Genomic DNA, 16,495 nt, shown 5'->3' with positions numbered 1-16,495 from the left:
CCATGGGTGTAGATATTCTCGAACTGTACGAGCATGCCAACACGTTCGCTCGTGCCATCGTCTGGATCCTGATCTTCATGTCGTTCTTCTCGCTCACGGTGGCGATTGGCAAGCTGATCAAGATCTTCAAGGCCACGGCGGCGACGCGGAAGTTTGCTCCGCAGTTCTCGCGGGCCATTCAGGAAGAGCAGCTCGACCAGGCCATCGCCCTGGCTGAGAAGAACCAGCAGAGCCATGTGGCTCGCGTGCTGGGCGGCGCCCTCACCGAGGTGAAACCGCTCCTCCGCGACCGCGCGACCATCACCTCTGCCGATATCAACTCGGCCGAGCGCGCGGTCGAGCGGCAGATGCTGATCACGCTGGCCGACTTCAAGCGCGGTACCGGCATTCTGGCCACGGTCGGTTCGACGGCGCCGTTCGTCGGTCTGCTCGGTACCACGATGGGCATCGTGACGGCCTTCCAGGCCATCTCGTCCGGCGGCGCGGCTGGCGGTCTGGCCGGTATCGCGGCTGGTATCTCTGAGGCCCTGATCGCGACGGCGCTCGGTCTGCTCGTCGCCATCCCGGCCGTGTGGTTCTACAACTACTTCACCACCAAGATCGAAAACCTGACGGTTGAGATGACGTACAGCTCCAAGGAGCTGATCGACTACCTCATCAAGAGCGTCGGCAGCGAGTTCGGGCGCTCCATCTTCACCAAGGAGTTCCAGGCGCAGAAGGCGGTGAGCGGCAGTGGCCACATCAGCTGAAGAACTGGCAGGTAAAACGAACGTCTCATCGGAACCGAACGTGATTCCGATGATCGACATCATGCTGGTGCTCCTGATCATCTTCATGATCGTGACGCCGCTGATCTCGAACGGCTTCGTGGCAACGATGCCGCGGGGTGACAACCTCGACAAGCGGCCGGAAGGGGAAAATGAAGTCGTGCTGGGCATTGACCAGAACGGCGGCTACTTCCTCAACGGTCTCGCGATCCCGCAGGATGTGCTTGGGGATCAGCTTGCCGCGATCTACGCTGCTCGACCGGAAGACAAGATTCTGTACTTCCGGGCGCACAGCGGCCTCAAGTTCGACAAGATCGAGGAAGCGGTCGAGATCGCTCGCCGGGCAGGTGTCCGGGTCATGGCGGCGATTACGGAAATCGAACAGGGCGGCATGTTCGGCCCGAAGAAAGAATAGGGAACCATGGGAGCGTCCGTAGGCCGTACTGGAGAAATTAGCGCGGAGCCGAACGTCATCCCGATGATCGACATTCTGCTGGTGCTGCTGATCATCTTCATGATCTCGCAGCCGCTGGCCCGAATGGCGATCGACGTCCAGGTTCCGCCGCTCGAGACAGCCGCCAGTTCGGGGCCGTCGTCCCAGATCGTCCTGAATATTCTCGACGACGGGAACTATGAGATCAACGGGCAGCCGGTACCTCCCGGCCAGCTCGATACGCAGATCCATGCGATCTATGACAACCGGCCGACCAAGCTGATCTTCATCAAGGCCGCTGCCAGTCGCACCTATCAGGATTGGATCGACGCGTCTGATATCGTTCGGGGTGCCGGGGTCCAGGTTATCGGGTTTACGCCGAAGGCCTGAGCCGGTTCGAGGGTAGATCGGGTAACGGGAGCAGGCATCACGCCTGCTCCCGTTTCTCGTATCCGATGCCGCGCTGGCAATAGAACAGCCGATTGGCCAACTTAGAACAGCAGCGGCATTCGGGACGGGCAGGTACCATGGCGAAAACCAGACCCTCAACGGCGGCCCGGCCCATCGGGCTCGGGGTGCCCCAATCCCGCCGATCGCCGGTTGGGGGCATGGTTGCCCTGCTGGTCCATCTCCTCCTGGCCCTGGTGATCATCAGGGTCGCCCCGACCCAGTTGCTCAACTACGCCGACAGCAGCGGCCTGCTGGAGGGTGGAATGTCCGGCGGAGGTGGGGGCGGTGGGGGGCAGCTCCGGGTCGTCGCCCTCCCGGCCTTTGAGGTCTCCCGAGCGGCCTCTGTGACCGTTGCAACGCCAGTTCCGCCGCCGGTTCCGCCCCCGGTGACCCCGCCGCCCGTCCCGGCTCCGGTAGTGCCCGAGGTTCGTGAAACGGAGCCCATCATCGTTGCCACCTTGGACTCGGTTCCTGGAGCGCCGATCTCCGGTCAGCCCTCGGGGGCGGGGACAGGTGCCGGGACGGGCAAAGGGACCGGTACTGGCTCAGGGTCCGGATCAGGGCGCGGCGACGGCGACGGGTCGGGGGTTGGATCCGGTAAGGGGCCGGGCATCGGTGGCTCAGGTTCGGCCAGGCCTCCAGAACCGAGGCAGTTGATCCTGCCGCCTGCCGACGTTCCGAAGTCCCTTCGGGGCATGACCATCGCGGTCACCTTCCTGATCGACCCCGTCGGCGGGGTCGAGGACGTCATCATTACCCCGCCCCCGTCGGATCGGGGGTTCGGCAAAAAGCTCGAGGACGTGATGAGGCACTACCGGTTCCGGCCGGCGCGGGCTCCTGATGGACTTCCCGTTGCCGGCAGGCTAACCGTAGCGCTCACGTTCTGATTCTCCCTCCGGGCCGTCGAACGGGAGCGCTCTTCGTCGCTCACAACGTTCGAGTGCCCACTCCATGTCTCAATTGTTTCGTCGGAAATCGGTTGCCGATTTCGACCAGGATATTGCCCTGCGCGGCGGCCTTCGCCGCACCCTCAACCGCTGGCATCTGACCGCGATCGGCGTTGGCGCCACCATCGGCGCCGGCATCTTTGCCACGACCGGAACAGCGATCGTTGGCGACGCCGCCCGACCAGGTGCAGGCCCCGCCATCATTCTTTCGTTCCTGCTCACAGCCGTGGCCTGCGGATTTGCCGCGCTCTGCTATGCGGAGTTCGCCGCCATGGTGCCGGTTTCCGGTTCGGCCTATACCTACGCCTATGCGTCGCTCGGTGAGCTGGTCGCGTGGATCATCGGGTGGGACCTCGTGGTCGAATACGCCGTCGGCAACATCGGCGTCGCGATTGGCTGGTCCGGCTACTTCCGTGAGCTGCTGAGTCACTTCGGGGTCGGATTCCCGCCCTGGCTGAGTACCGACTTCCGTTCTGCGCAGATAGCAGCAGATGCGGTTGCGGCCGGGGCAACCGATGCCACCAACCTGTTCCTCGCGGCCGCGGCGAGCGGGGCACCCAAGCTGTTCGGCGTTTCGCTCATCTTCAATTTGCCGGCGTTTCTCGTGGTGGGCCTGCTGACCGTGCTGCTGGTGATCGGGATTCAGGAGTCGGCGCGCTGGAACAACGCCATGGTGCTGCTCAAGCTGGGCATCATCGTCTTTTTCTGTGGCGTCGGTGCGACCCTGATCGAGCCGATCAACTGGACCAACCCGGCCCTCGGCGGCTTTGCACCGAACGGCTTCAAAGGGATCAGCGCCGGCGCGGCCATCATCTTCTTCAGCTACATCGGCTTCGACGCGGTCTCGACCTGTGCGGAGGAAACCAAGGATCCCGCCAAGGACATGCCGTTCGGCATCATCATGAGCCTGGTCGTTTGCACGGTCGTGTACATGGTGCTGTCGACCGTCATGACGGGGATGGCGCCCTGGAATGTGCTGGGCACGCCGGAGCCGATGATTACGGCGCTCGAGCACGCCAACGGGCCGGCGGGCCTGATTACCGCCTCCCGTTTCATCGTGGCGCTCGGTGCGGTCGTGGCAATGGGCACGGTGCTGCTGGTCTTTCAGCTTGGCCAGCCGCGCATCTTCTTCGCCATGGCGCGGGATGGCCTGCTGCCGCCCGCGATGGCCAGGATTCATCCGCGCTTCAAGACGCCCTATGTCGGCACCATCCTGACCGGCCTGTTCGTGGCAACGTTCGCCGGCCTGGCCAACATCGCCGAGGTGGTCGATCTGACCAACATCGGGACCCTCTTCGCGTTCGTGCTGGTGTCGGTTGGTGTGCTGGTCCTGCGGATTCGGGAGCCGGATCGTCCTCGACCGTTTCGGGTTCCCGGGGCGCCGTGGACACCGCTGATTTCAGTCGCGGCGTGCCTCTATCTGATGTCCAGCTTGCCGCGCATTACCTGGATCCGCTTTGGGATCTGGTTGGCCATCGGTGTGGTGGTCTATTTCACCTATGGCTACCACAGGAGCCGGCTTCGGAACCGGACCGACCCGCAGTCGTAGCTCGTTCGTCAGCGCTTGCCGGCAGCAAGCGCGGGCCCGCCCAGCAGCGGATCGATCGGCTGCTCGGCGGGCCGAAACGGGGCCTGGATCAGCGCAATGACCGGTTGATAGAGGGGGCCGTCGGGGCCGAGCAGGCCACCCGTCAGCCCGACGGGGACCGAGCTCTGATCGGAAAACTCGGGAGCCAGAGTGTTGACCAGCCTGGCCAACTCTCCAGCGGCGCGGGTCAGAATGTCGGCAGCAATCGCATCGCCAGCCTTGGCAACCGACACGACGGTCCGGGTCAGGCTCGCAACCTCGCGCGGGCTTGCCACGGTCGACCAGCCGACCGCATCGCGGACGGTTGGAGCACCAATGGTCGTCATGATACCGGCGAGGAGCTCGGTGCTGGGGCCACGACCATCGACACCAAGTCCCATGGCGCGGAGGGCCTCACGACCGATCCAGTAGCCGGCGCCCTCGTCGCCCATCTGCCACCCGAAGCCCCCCTGACGCACCATTCGACCATCGGACGCGCGGCCAAAGGCGACGCTGCCGGTACCGGCGACCAGGACGACGCCGATCTCGGCACCAAGCGCGGCAAAGGCGAGCATCACGTCGCTCACGACCACGACCTGCGCGGCAAAGCGTTCTCGCGAGAGGGTGATCCGGATCTCTTCGGCGTCAGCCTCACGCCCCGCTCCCGCGGCGCCGACCACGAGAATGTCCGCGCGCAACAGATTGGCCTGGGCCAGGGCGCGGCGACAGAGGTCGGCAATCATCGTGGCGGCCACGACCGCGCGCCCCGGACGGACCGAGGTGCCCTGGCCGCGGGTCTCGACCAGTCGCTCGCCGTCTCTGGTCACGGCAATCGAGGTTTTGCTGCCCCCGACATCGGCGGTAATGATGATCATGTGCGTTCCTCGATCTCGGACCGACTCAGGGCCGACGGGCTGTCGCCAACCCGCTGAAATTGCTCGGATGCTGCGCTGGCAGCAAGGCAGTGCACTGCGCGGTGTGAAGTCGAACGGCGGCGTCCGCACGTCCTCGATCGCAAGGTTCGCTGAGAGCCGTGCAAAAACAAAGGGGAGCCGAAGCTCCCCGTTGCACTGCACAGGATCGGTCCCGCTCAGGCATTGAAGCTGCTGCCGCAGCCGCAACCGCCGGTCGCGTTCGGATTCTCGAACGTGAAGCCCGACCCCTGCATCGACGAGACGTAATCGACCGTCACACCGTTCAGGTACGGCAGGCTGAATCCGTCCACGAAGAGCCGGATCCCCGACACCTCGAGAATGATGTCGTCCTCCTGGGACTGCTCTTCGATGTTGAGGCTGTACTTGAACCCCGAACAACCGCCCGGCAAGACACTGACGCGAAGGCCGCCCACGTCGGCCGCCACGTTCTCGGCCTCCATGAACTTGACGACTTCCTTGGTTGCGGCTGGCGTCAGCGTAATGGTGACGCCGTCAAGCTGCATGTTTCCAGCGGTGCTCACGTACTCCTCCTCAGATAGCAGCGTCGTGATTGACGCCAAAACCCAACTCGAAAAGTAGGATATGCCGCTTGTGGTGTCAACGCGCCCCCGTGAATCCCGCGACCTCCGCGACGCGATCGGCCACCATGATCCTGAAGGGGCCAATTCGAGTGTTCTCGCGGGTCGGGTTGACGCGATTGGACAGCACGACGATGACGAGCTCGCGGGTGGGGTCGATCCAGATCGAGGTGCCCGTGAACCCGGTATGCCCGAAGCTCCAGCGAGAGAGCCGGGTGCCCGCGCTGCTGCCGTTGGATGGCGTGTCCCAGCCCAGCGCCCGGCTCGACCCGGCGACGACTTCCTGGCGACTGGTGAACTCCCGCGCGACCTCGGAGGCAACCGACGGGTTGTCGGGTCGGCGGCCGGGAGCGCCGTTGCGTTCGCGGAGCAACCACTCGCCAAAGGTCAGCAGGTCCGTGGCTGTGGAGAAGAGCCCGGCATGTCCCGACACGCCGCCCAGGAAGGCAGCGTTTTCGTCGTGGACTTCGCCGTGAACGAGCCGGCCGCGCCAGGGATCGCGCTCTGTCGGTGCGATCCGTTTGCGCCATGACTCCGGTGGCACGAATCTCGTCGACTCGAGGTGCAGCGGCTTGGCAATGCGCTCGTGGAAGAGCCGATCGATCGGCTGGCCGTAGACCCGTTCGAGCAGGAGGGTCGTGGTGATCGCACCGAGGTCGGAATAGACCATCCGCGCACCGGGAAAGGTGTCGAGCGGTGTGGCGACGACGAGCGCCAGCGCACTGGTCCGGTCGGCGGCATCCTGCCAGAGCGGTCGATGCGCAGGAAGTCCGCTCGAATGCGTCAGCAGGTGCCTGATGGTGACGAACTCCTTCCACCCACCAACGAAACCCGGCAGGTACCTGACGACCGGATCGTCGAGCCTGATCCGGCCTTCGTCGACGGCAATCATTGCCATGCTGGTGAGCGCAACGACCTTGGTCAGCGAAGCGAGGTCATAGACCGTGTTGCGGTCGACCGCTGTGGGATGATCGACACCGAGCTGGCCGGCGTGGTGGTAGAAACGTCCGCCACGCAGCGAGACGGCAACCACGGCGCCCGGCGCGGCACCGGCGCGAACCGCCGAGTCGATGCCCGCGGTCAGTCGCGACCAGTCGCAGGGCAGGGCACCGCAGACCGGGGCTGCTGCCTCACCGCGGTCGAGGGGGGCGGGTACGGCGCCCGGGGCGGTTTCGGAAGCGCTCCGGCCGCACGCGGCGGCGCCCGCGAGCAGCAGCAGGGTCAGCGGGTTACGGTTGGTTGGCAGCATGGTATCGGGCGTGGGCGGGTAGGGCAATGCCGTCGCCCAGTCGCGCGCCGGCTGGTAGATCGATGGGAAGCCTGCCGGATATGGGTGCCCCGGCAAGGGCCGCGGCGGCGGCCGCTTCGGTCAGGGGATTGTTGGTCCAGGCCTGGAGGAACGCAGGAACCCCGGGCACCTGACTCTGCAGGTAGGGCGATCCGAACGAGACGAGCACGGTCGGGCGCTGGCGACTCGAGGCATCGATCAGACCCGCTAGCGAGTCGGGCATGGTAATCACACCGCTGCCCGAACGAGCCCGAACCGCAACCGAGACGATCGCGGCTGGGGCGGCCGACAGGACGGCGCGGGCCGAGTCGTAGCTGGCGGGCCCGCTGGTGGGATAGAGCCGGAACGGGGTCGTGCGGTAGCCGAGCTTGGTGAGTTCCTGCGGGAAGGTCGTTGCCCACCCCGGTTCGCCGTAGCTGACCACCGCAACCGGGCCGAGCCGGTCACGCAGGGTGGCAACGACGGCGCCGCTGTCCCGCACCAGCACCAGTGATCGCGCGCTGATGGCGCGTGCGCTGTCGATGAAGCTGCGCTGCCCCACGACGGCGCCGACGCGTTCCAGCGGCACCACGCGTCGCTCGAAGAGTGCCAGCCGCTCTTTGAGCATCAGCACCTTGCGGACCGACCGCCCCAGCCGCTCCCGTGAGATCCGTCCCGTCTGCACCGCCTCGACCATGGCGGCAATCGCTGCCCGAGGGTCGGCCGGCATCAGCAGCATATCGCTCCCGGCCAGGAAGGCGCGCACCGCGGCCTCGCCACCGCCGTAACTGGTGACCAGCGCACCCATGTCCAGCGCATCGGTCACGACCAGCCCCTGAAAGCCGAGCGAGTCGCGCAGCACCGAGGTCATCACGAGGGGCGACAGCGTCGCAGGGCGCAGGCTGTCCGGGTCGAAACCGGGCAGAGCCAGGTGCCCCGACATCACGACGTCGACGCCGGCTTTGACGGCCGCTCGAAACGGCACCAGCTCGATGGTATCAAGCCGCGCCCAGCCGCCACGTATGATGGGCAGGGAAATGTGTGAGTCGACGTCGGTGTTGCCATGTCCGGGAAAGTGCTTCACGGTCGACAGGACCCCGGACTCCCGGGTGCCGGCGACGGTGGCCGCCACCAGACGGGCGACGGTGGCCGGATCGCCGCCGAACGAGCGAGTGTTGATGATCGGGTTGGCCGGGTTGTCGTTGATGTCGGCCACGGGCGAGAATGTGAGATGAACCCCGACTGCCCGAGCTTCGAGTCCGGTCACTTTGCCCATCAGGTGGGCGTCGGACTCCCGGCCGGTTGCCGCGACCCCCATATTGGTAGGGAAGGGTGTGGCCCCGGGAAAGCGAAAGGCCGCCCCGCCTTCCAGGTCCGCGGCGATCAGGAGCGGCAGGCGAGATCGACGTTGCAGGAAGTTGAGTTTGCCCGCGACATCGAGCGGTGAGCCGATCGAGATGATGATGCCGCCGACCCGGAGCGAGTCGACCCACATCCTGGCGTCAGCGAGTTCGTCAGAGTCGTGGCCTGCGTAGTTGCCAAGCAGCCAGGGCATCACCAGCTGGGCGACCTGATGCTCGATCGGCATCCGCGCCATCAGGGTACGCACCCGGGCGCTCGTCCGGGGCGATTGCGCAGCGATCGGGGCCACGATTCCCGTCGCGAGCAAGATCACGACGACGGAACGAATCAGGGAGCACATCATGGCGTTCGGGCTGGTTGTACTGGGCTTGGTCAGCATCCTATCCTCGCCGGAACCGGTGCGTCCCGGGCTCGAAGTCCTGATCCGCGACAGCATGCATCTCGTCGCCGGTCGGCGGGTCGGGCTGGTCACCAATCAGGGTGGCATCGACCGCGCCGGCGCACACGCGGTCGACGTACTGCGGGCTGCCGGCGTCAACCTGACCGCGTTGTTCAGCCCGGAGCACGGGTTCCGTGGCACCGCCGACCCGGGCGAGAAGGTTGCCTCCACCGTCGACCGGACGACCGGACTTCCAATTTACAGCCTTTATGGAAGCACCGCGGCCCCGACCGACACGATGCTCAGCAACGTCGACGTCCTGCTGGTCGATCTGCCGGACGTGGGAACCCGGTACTATACCTACATCTCTACCGCGATCGAAGTGATGCGTTCGGCAGTGAAGCACGGCCGCAGGGTCATCATCCTCGATCGCCCCAACCCGATCAGCGGCAGGGTCCAGGGCAACCTGCTCGATCCGGCCTTTCGCTCCTTCATTGGCCCGCTTGCCGTGCCGATGCGGCACGGGATGACGCTTGGCGAGCAGGCCCGGCTGGCCAATCGGGAACTCGAGATCGGCGCCGACCTCGTCGTGGTACCCGCACAGCACTGGACCCGCAGCATGTACGGTGACGCCACCGGCATCCCGTTTGTGCCACCCAGTCCCAATCTCCAGGATCTCGAGGCGCTGATCCACTATCCCGGTACCTGCCTGTTCGAAGGCACCGCGCTGTCGGTCGGCCGCGGCACCCCGGCGGCGTACCATCAGGTCGGCGCGCCCTGGCTCGATACCACCCGCGTGCTCGCGCTGGTGCGAGGTGCCCGGCTGCCGGGGGTTGTCTTCGAGGGCGTCGGATTCACGCCGGTTCGGCCCGGCGATGCAAAATTTCCGAACGTCGCGCTCCGTGGCATTCGGCTCCGAGTGACGGACCGCGAGGCCTACGATCCGACACGTACCGCGGTCGTGATGCTGCTGGCCGTCCGGGCCGTCCACCCCGACCAGATAGGCTTCATCGAGCGTCACTTCGATCTGCTGGCAGGGGGGATACGCCTCCGCCAGGCCATCCTGGCCGATCGCACCGCCGAGTCGATCGTGTCGGAGTGGACCAGCGGACGGGAAAGCTTCGAGACCAGGATTCGTCCCTTCTTGATCTATCGCTAGTTGCGCTCGGAGCGCCGCCTGACCGGCCCGGGTCCCAGAAGGATGTCGGCGCTGGTTGACGCCACGAACGCGGCCGAGACGTTGGGTCCAGGTCGCGAACGCGGCGGTGACGCCGCTCAGGCGCTATCGAGCGCGGCGATCAGCTTCTTCGGCGCCGTGAGCCTATAGCCATCCTCGACCAGCTCAGCCACCTGACCCCAGTCGACCTCGCTGTCCAAGACGACCCCGATCCAGCCGCTCGGACCGACGTACGGGGGCGCGAAGAACCGAGCCGGATCGGCGGCGATCATGAACCCCTGATTTTCCGGCTTGGCCTTGCACCAGACGGAGGATTTCCCGCCGCCGTGATGGTTGGTGGGGCTCGCAAACATCGCGAATATCTTGTTGCGGACCCGAAAGGTCGGCTCGCCCCAGGCCTCGACTTCGTGGGCCTCCGGGAATGCCAGGCAGAGTCTGCGGAGGCGGGTCAGCGGGCGAGGCGGCAACGACGTGGCTCCTGAGGCGGACCCACGGATTATACGGCGGTGGGTTGTTTGGCGTCGACCCCGACCGCGGATCGGCTAGAAGGCGCGGACGTTGGCGAAGAGGCCCAGGATCGCGGTGACGTGCCCGTTGGCGTCGTAGGCATACCCTCCACCCAAGGCGTTGGCCGGGGCAGGACGCTCGGTCGTAAGAAACTCGCGACTGGCCAGTTCCGGCGTGTCGTTGGTGATGGGATCGACCCCGCTCCGGAAGGTGAACGAATAGATGTACTCCTTGGCTTCGACCGCGCCCGGGCCGCGTTGCACGCTCAAGGTGTAGTATCCCTTGCTCAGCTTCAGGTTCTCCTGCGACGTCAGTTTCGTCCAGGCTTCGTAAGCGGCGCCTGCGTTGGGATCCGAGTCGGCGATCAGCTGCCCCGACGGGCTGCGGAGCTGGTAGCGAACCTCTCCGTCCTTCGCGAGGTCGACCCCTTCGTCCGCTTCGTCGCGCAGCTCGCCGGTCGAAAGCCGGAGCCACTGGTCCTCCCCGACGACGCGGAAGCGGAAGTGGTCACTCTTATCGCCCTTGGAGAGCGCGCTGTTGACCGACACCTTGGAGCGGCCCTCTTCCAGGTTGCCGATGTATCGAGCAACCATCCGAGAGTCGATGCCGGCCACATCCTGGGTGTAACGGCTCAGCAGGGTTGGGGTCATCTCCATACCGGCGAGTATCGGCAGGACCGCTCAGGATTTGAGTGGAGGACCCAACCACCGTGTCCGGGCTTCGAGCAGCCGGGCCGGGTAGTTCGTGATCATCCCGGCGCAGCCGATGTCCCACAGGGCGGTGGCGGTTTCAGCGTCGTTGACCGTCCAGACGTGGACCGGTCGGCCGGCCCGCCGCGCGGCGGCCACAAACTGTGGTGTCGGCACCGGAATCAAATCGCGATAACGGGCTGGAACGGCGTAGCACCGGGGATTCTCTCGCCGGTCCGGGCCCAGGCCGACTCGGCTCCTGAGATAGAGGCGAATGATGTCCCGCCGGCTCGCCCCGATCAGGAACGGCGGAGACGGAAACGGCCTGAGCGCATCAGCGTGAAACGAGGCAACCACGACTCGCTCAACGGCATTGGCGGCCCTGATAGCGTCCTGAACCGGGGCGGCGGCCGCCACCTCTTTGAGCTCGATCAACATGGGCGTGTTCGGATAGCGCTCGAGGACGCTGCTGAGCGTCGGGATCCCGACACCCTGGCCCCGAAACGGGTAACGGCCATTTGCCAGGTAGGTTCTGCCCGCATCGAGCCGCCCGAGTTCTGCGGCTGTCGCTCCCCTCACCAACCCAGGCTGCCCGGTGGTTCGTTCCAGGGTCGCATCGTGAATGACCACCGGGACCCCATCCGCGGCAATCCTGACATCGAGCTCGAATGCCTCGGCACCCTGGGCGAGTGCCAGGTCGAAGCTGGCGATGGTGTTCTCTGGCGCATCTCCTGAGGCACCCCGATGCCCGATGATAGGGCGTCGATCGGGGTCCAGCAGCGGGTTCACCCCTCCTGACCCCAGGACAGCGAAATACCGGCCGGAAGGTCGGCGCTTTCTGGTGCGAGCGAGTCTCCCCGGACTGCAAAATTGAGTTGAAGGCGACGGCTGGAACTGGATGCCTGAAGCTCGATTCGGAGCGAGATCGGGTCGGCTGCAGCAGCAGCGACAACCCCGATGGAGTCCGCGATCGGCACACCGCCGCGGTAGAACCGGAATCCGGTGGCGGCAAAGTCCTCGGGCCGGTCGGCGTGCACCAGGATACGACGACCTGGAGAGCGATCATCCCCCCACTGCAGCACGCCGATGACCGTCGAATCCGAGGCGGTCTCCGGCGGGGGCGCGGCCGAGAACGTATCGTGAAACGCAGCAAATCGGGCCAATCCGGTCGTGCTGGTGCTGATCTCTCGGAGCGGCACGCTCGAGCTGAAAAGGAAGGCCCCCGTGTGCAAACTGTGGTAGGTCGCCAGCGGGCGACTGCCGCAGCACCCGGACGTGACCATCTGGTACAGGTTGCCGGCTGGTGCCCCCGACACGCCTCGGCCGCTGATTCGGAACAGCGGCCGGGGTTGCCGGCTTTCCGGTAGCCACGCAGTAACGATGGCTTCGGAAGAGACGCCGCCCGTGTCACGGCAGCGCCGGATGTCATACTGCTCCTCGAGGACGCGTAACTCCGAGCCCTGGTCGGTCGTGATCGTGACAGGGCGGAACTGCCGGTTGACCGTCTGAATCGACTCGCAGCCTGCGGCGTCTCGATAGAGGCGCAGTTGCGAGCGTGCCTCGTGCGCGATCGTCCCCCGCGCGGCGACGGGGCCACCGTCGCTACGGCTGGAAGGCGGTGGCAAGGTGGCTACTTGGCACGCAGCAACGGCAGGCAGGATCAGCGTTATGCAGAATCGGTTCACGAGGCAGCGGCGACAAAAGGTGATGACGATCACGATCGCGAGCACCGCAATCTATCGGAACGTCGTGCCTCACGCACGTGACAATTCGTCGCACGAATGATGACGGATCGACACATGGCAGCCCGGCCTCATGTGATGCGCGTCTGCTATGGTACCGATGAAGCTGGGGAAAATCCTTGCTTTCCGGCGCTCTGTCTCCGGGCCGATGGGCTGTTTCCCCTCAACTCGAGAATGGGGGACGGTGGCGTTTAGGGCCCGGTCTGGGGGACCAAGCCCGGCAAAATTGTGGAACCATTCTTGCGCTGACCTTCAGGCAACGACGAAAGAGAGTTTCCTGGGTCATGACGTAGCGTCGGCGGGTTGGGGGACTTGCCGATGGAAAGCGAGGGTAGGACGATGATCGATCCGGTACTGCACCATCTACCGCAGGCCAAGCAGACGGCCCAATGGATTGCCCAGATGATCCAGTTGGACCCTGATCTGGTGCTCCCGGCCGCGCTTCCGCTCCTGGCGGCCCGCCTGCTCGGCGCTGATTCAGCGGATGACGAGGGCGACGACGAGTCGTCAGAGGCCGAACTCGCAGCGGTGTAGAGCCCCAACGGGCTCAGTCAAACAGCACGGGTCCTCGAACTGGTGTCGAGGACCCGTTGTGTTTGGTGGGGTCACGTGCAGAAGCCTGCAGTCTGAGGTGCAGGGCCTGGCAGCCGTTATGGCTGGAACGTGAACTTGTAAGTGCCCCGAATGCCGTGGCCGTCCTTCGATACGGTGCGCCAGCGGACTGTATAGGCGCCGGGCTTGAGGTCTCCTTCAACCGGGCTTGCCACTGAGTTGGGGTCGTCAGTGGCGCCGAATACCAACTTCACAATGACGCTGCTGTCGGCGGACGTCAGGGTTCCGGAGGACAGCTTGGCGTCGGGTGCCTCATTGAACCACAAACGAACCTGGGACGGCTTTTCGGACACCGTGCCATCGAGAGCCGGCTCGGCCTTGACGAGACGCGCGTGGAATGCGGCACGGGCTCCGGTTGCAACTGCGCCGAGGATGGCCAGGGACAGGGCAAGGGTACGGATACGCATCGTTGTCATCTCCTTCATGAAGGCGAAATATATCTGGGTCCGACTGTCATCTGGGTAGCTCGAAGGGCTTGGGCCAGGGATCACTGAAACGCGGATCGTTGAGAAAGCCGCGGTCGGTCAGACTGATCAGGAATGCAATCAGATCTGCCTTCTCTGCCTCGCTCAAGCGGAAACCCGGCACGAACGGGCTCGTAAGCGGGCTCTCGGCGCCGTCGCCAGCGTTGGGCCCGTGCGCCGTCAGAGTGCCGCCGCGGCGATAGTGCTCGATGACGGCATCCAGCGTCGCCAGGCTGCCATCATGCATGTAGGGCGCAGTCACCTCGATATTGCGTAGGGTCGGGGCCTTGAACCTGCCCATATCGTCCGGGTTGCCGGTGATCTCGTAGATACCCTGGTTCGACTTGGGGTACGCCCCGTTGCCGTCGAGGTTGTAGAGGCCGTTGTTGTGGAACTCGATCTCCACCAGCCCCTTGCCTTCGAAGTCGGTGCTGCCCGAGAAGTTGAAGCCGCCGTGGCAATGGAAGCACTCCAGCCGTTCGCTGTTGAAGAGCTCGAGCCCACGCTGCGCAGCTGGTGACATGGCTGAGGCATCGCCGGCTTCGAAGCGGTCGTAGGGCGACCGTCCGGAAATCAGGGTTCGCTGAAAGGCAGCCAAGGCCCGTGTCACATTGGGAATCGAGACTGGGGCAGTGTCTCCCGGAAACGCTGCGGGAAAGAGGGTCTGGTAGCGCGGCTCGGCCGTGAGGCGCTCGATCACCTCTCGCTCCATTCCGGCCAGTCCCATCTCGACCGGCGTCTCTCCGAACATCGGAACCAGCGCCTGGTTTTCGAGGCGTCGATGAACCGGGTTGGCCCAGGTAAGCACCGCGGCATAGCCGACGTTGGCGAGGCTCATGGATCCCCGAGGATGGCTCTCCCCGGTTACACCGACCGGATGGGCTCGGGGGTCGGAGAACGCCGAGGCCTGGATGTGGCAGGTGGCACACGAGATGGACTGATCCGCCGACAGCCGAAGATCATAGAACAAGTGCCGACCAAGCAAAACCTTGGCATTGCTCATAGGGTTGTCCGCCGGGACGCGCGGGGCCGGGAAACCCGGTGGCAGATCCCATTCGAACACAGTCGGCGGCGCGGCCATCGCCGCCAGCAGGATGATGCCGCCGGTGACGGCAGTCAGTATCCCACGGGTTCTGGTGGACTTCATGGTGCCTGGGCCAGTCGCCGGTCGAGGACGTGGAAGGTGCTCTGGCGGGTGGCTTGGGTCGCCCCGAAGGGAAGACCCAAGTTGGCAAAGATCGGGGCGCAATCAGGGTCGCTTGCTGCGGACATACAGCCCCGAGCCGTTTCGGGGTGGTTCTCGTCCAGGTTGGCACCCGCCAGGAGCCGGCTTAGATCGAGGGCCACGGTGTCCTGGCCGACCCGATAGGTCGGCAGCTCGATGCGGGCCCGGTTGGGTGCGCCGCAGGACCGGGTTGCGGAGCGGGCGGTGGTGTCGGCGCCGAGGCACTCCGTGCTGCCGATGTGGAGAAACAGCTGTCGAGCCGGTCCCGAGGTGCGGAAGTCCATTCGCAGGAACTTGTAGCCCGAGCGCCATGCCCAGAACATGCTGGTGACGTTGAGCGGAGACGGCTGCCGGTTGTGGTCGAGATGGTTCTGATCGAAGGGTACGCCCAGGGTGAACCGCACCCCGTTGTAGTCACCTGCGGGAGCCAGGCCTCGGACTGCCGTGTTGGTTTCGGCGCTGCCGTTGGTGCACGGGCCCGTGCCATCCTCGAAGTCGAGCAGGGTCACGCCCTCGTGCGACCAGACGTCGCCGGTGGTCGGCTGAAGCCGGACCGCTCGACCCCGGCGATCGATCAGCTCGACTTCGGAGACGAAGAAGCGGAGATCGGTCGGCGTGATCTGACTTCCTGTGGCCCCGAGGTTGTCGTAGGTCTGGCCGCAGGCAAAAGACCGCTCGCCGACGAGCGCGGCAAACGGAATCGATACGGGCGTCAGGTTCGCCGGATCGGGCTGAAGGTTGGGTTGCGACGATGAGCATGCGGTCAGCCCGATCAAACCGGCGACTGTCAGCAGGTCCAAACGTCCTGCGCGGATGGCAAGGTGTGTCATGATAGAGTGTTCCGGACGGGGTCGACCGTCCAGCTCCCAGCTGCGATCTGTGCCGTGCAGCCGGCCAGCGAGGCATTCTCGCACGCCGGCCGTCGCCGAGCTGCAGGCGATGGCGCACTGCCGCCCCGCACACGCGCTGGGCGGCGAACGATGTGTCAGTTATCGATGATCAGAGCGACAGCGGTGGTGCCGTAGCGTAGGGAAGCTGGTAGGGCGGTCTCGCCAGACGGATGTCCAGCTGAGGGGTCTCAACCCGGTCGGCCGTACGGCTGCCGAAGCTGCCGACGAGCGGGGGGCGGTGCGCGGGTGCGCCACCGGGGCCGCACTGCGAGGCTGCGCAGCGGCAGTCATGCTCGCTGCTGTGCTGGCCCGCGCTATGGTCGGCGTCGGCCTGTGCGGCATGGTGGGCGTGTTCGTCGACCGCGTGTGCCTCGATTGACGGAGGCATGGGGCAGGCGTGAAACCACGGCGACACCACCATGCGGGCCGCGAGCATCACGCTCGCGGCCAAGCCCAGGATGGACCGGAATCCCCGCTGCCGTACCGACCGCATCATCAGTCGAT

The 16,495-nt window shown here is 65.5% G+C and carries 19 protein-coding genes; 7 read left to right on the top strand and 12 right to left on the bottom strand.

The features are described from left to right. The first annotated feature begins 2 nt into the window (after positions 1-2). The 5 genes from KF785_04000 to KF785_03980 all read left to right on the top strand — a co-directional run bounded on the left by KF785_04000 (position 3) and on the right by KF785_03980 (position 4,146). The gene (locus KF785_04000) at positions 3-749 is read left to right on the top strand and encodes a MotA/TolQ/ExbB proton channel family protein (protein ID MBX3145907.1); all 747 of its coding nucleotides are present in this window, start codon (positions 3-5) and stop codon (positions 747-749) included. Between the two features lie 40 nt (positions 750-789). Continuing rightward, entirely contained in the window at positions 790-1,182 is a 393-nt protein-coding gene (locus tag KF785_03995; GenBank protein ID MBX3145906.1) for a biopolymer transporter ExbD, read from the top strand. Positions 1,183-1,245: 63 nt separating this feature from the next. Next, positions 1,246-1,590, top strand: a complete 345-nt coding sequence (locus tag KF785_03990; GenBank protein ID MBX3145905.1) for a biopolymer transporter ExbD — start codon at positions 1,246-1,248, stop codon at positions 1,588-1,590. Positions 1,591-1,727: 137 nt separating this feature from the next. Further along, positions 1,728-2,537, top strand: a complete 810-nt coding sequence (locus KF785_03985) for an energy transducer TonB (GenBank protein ID MBX3145904.1) — start codon at positions 1,728-1,730, stop codon at positions 2,535-2,537. Between the two features lie 64 nt (positions 2,538-2,601). Then, positions 2,602-4,146 carry an amino acid permease gene (locus KF785_03980; protein MBX3145903.1) on the top strand — a complete coding sequence of 515 codons (1,545 nt, stop codon included), beginning with the start codon at positions 2,602-2,604 and terminating at the stop codon, positions 4,144-4,146. 8 nt (positions 4,147-4,154) lie between these two features. Here the strand turns inward: KF785_03980 and KF785_03975 are convergent, their stop codons facing one another. The 4 genes from KF785_03975 to KF785_03960 all read right to left on the bottom strand — a co-directional run bounded on the left by KF785_03975 (position 4,155) and on the right by KF785_03960 (position 8,685). Then, a complete protein-coding gene (locus KF785_03975) occupies positions 4,155-5,039 on the bottom strand; it encodes a hypothetical protein (protein ID MBX3145902.1) in 885 nt (294 codons plus the stop codon). A gap of 215 nt (positions 5,040-5,254) precedes the next feature. Further along, a complete protein-coding gene (locus tag KF785_03970) occupies positions 5,255-5,602 on the bottom strand; it encodes an iron-sulfur cluster assembly accessory protein (GenBank protein ID MBX3145901.1) in 348 nt (115 codons plus the stop codon). A 94-nt stretch (positions 5,603-5,696) separates the two neighbouring features. Then, the gene (locus KF785_03965; GenBank protein ID MBX3145900.1) at positions 5,697-6,926 is read right to left on the bottom strand and encodes a beta-lactamase family protein; all 1,230 of its coding nucleotides are present in this window, start codon (positions 6,924-6,926) and stop codon (positions 5,697-5,699) included. Beyond that, positions 6,907-8,685 carry a hypothetical protein gene (locus KF785_03960; protein MBX3145899.1) on the bottom strand — a complete coding sequence of 593 codons (1,779 nt, stop codon included), beginning with the start codon at positions 8,683-8,685 and terminating at the stop codon, positions 6,907-6,909. Before KF785_03960 ends, KF785_03965 begins: the two co-directional genes overlap by 20 nt. Here KF785_03960 and KF785_03955 point away from each other — a divergent pair. After that, a complete protein-coding gene (locus KF785_03955; protein MBX3145898.1) occupies positions 8,648-9,844 on the top strand; it encodes a DUF1343 domain-containing protein in 1,197 nt (398 codons plus the stop codon). The genes KF785_03960 and KF785_03955 overlap by 38 nt on opposite strands. A gap of 116 nt (positions 9,845-9,960) precedes the next feature. Here the strand turns inward: KF785_03955 and KF785_03950 are convergent, their stop codons facing one another. The 4 genes from KF785_03950 to KF785_03935 form a co-directional block, all read right to left on the bottom strand. Next, on the bottom strand, positions 9,961-10,329 hold the full coding sequence (locus tag KF785_03950; protein MBX3145897.1) for an MmcQ/YjbR family DNA-binding protein: 369 nt from the start codon (positions 10,327-10,329) through the stop codon (positions 9,961-9,963). A 75-nt stretch (positions 10,330-10,404) separates the two neighbouring features. Then, positions 10,405-11,025, bottom strand: a complete 621-nt coding sequence (locus KF785_03945; protein MBX3145896.1) for a hypothetical protein — start codon at positions 11,023-11,025, stop codon at positions 10,405-10,407. A gap of 24 nt (positions 11,026-11,049) precedes the next feature. Then, positions 11,050-11,847, bottom strand: a complete 798-nt coding sequence (locus KF785_03940) for a glycerophosphodiester phosphodiesterase (GenBank protein MBX3145895.1) — start codon at positions 11,845-11,847, stop codon at positions 11,050-11,052. Next, a complete protein-coding gene (locus tag KF785_03935) occupies positions 11,844-12,788 on the bottom strand; it encodes a hypothetical protein (protein MBX3145894.1) in 945 nt (314 codons plus the stop codon). The genes KF785_03940 and KF785_03935 overlap by 4 nt, the downstream gene beginning before the upstream one ends. Positions 12,789-13,139: 351 nt before the next feature. Here KF785_03935 and KF785_03930 point away from each other — a divergent pair, with 351 nt between their 5' ends. Beyond that, positions 13,140-13,334 carry a hypothetical protein gene (locus tag KF785_03930; protein ID MBX3145893.1) on the top strand — a complete coding sequence of 65 codons (195 nt, stop codon included), beginning with the start codon at positions 13,140-13,142 and terminating at the stop codon, positions 13,332-13,334. A 116-nt stretch (positions 13,335-13,450) separates the two neighbouring features. On the opposite strand, the gene KF785_03925 is transcribed toward KF785_03930, so the two are convergent. From KF785_03925 to KF785_03910, 4 genes are all read right to left on the bottom strand, one after another. Next, on the bottom strand, positions 13,451-13,819 hold the full coding sequence (locus KF785_03925; GenBank protein ID MBX3145892.1) for a copper resistance protein CopC: 369 nt from the start codon (positions 13,817-13,819) through the stop codon (positions 13,451-13,453). 46 nt (positions 13,820-13,865) lie between these two features. After that, positions 13,866-15,023, bottom strand: coding sequence for a di-heme enzyme (locus KF785_03920; GenBank protein MBX3145891.1), 1,158 nt, complete (start codon positions 15,021-15,023; stop codon positions 13,866-13,868). Continuing rightward, entirely contained in the window at positions 15,020-15,931 is a 912-nt protein-coding gene (locus KF785_03915) for a metallo-mystery pair system four-Cys motif protein (protein ID MBX3145890.1), read from the bottom strand. Before KF785_03915 ends, KF785_03920 begins: the two co-directional genes overlap by 4 nt. Before the next feature lie 169 nt (positions 15,932-16,100). Then, positions 16,101-16,487, bottom strand: a complete 387-nt coding sequence (locus tag KF785_03910; protein MBX3145889.1) for a hypothetical protein — start codon at positions 16,485-16,487, stop codon at positions 16,101-16,103. Positions 16,488-16,495 lie beyond the last annotated feature (8 nt).

Source organism: Gemmatimonadales bacterium (assembly GCA_019637315.1).
Classification (GTDB): domain Bacteria; phylum Gemmatimonadota; class Gemmatimonadetes; order Gemmatimonadales; family GWC2-71-9; genus SHZU01.
The sequence above is the reverse complement of the archived record's forward strand: the minus strand, read 5'-3'. Positions and strand labels throughout refer to the sequence as shown.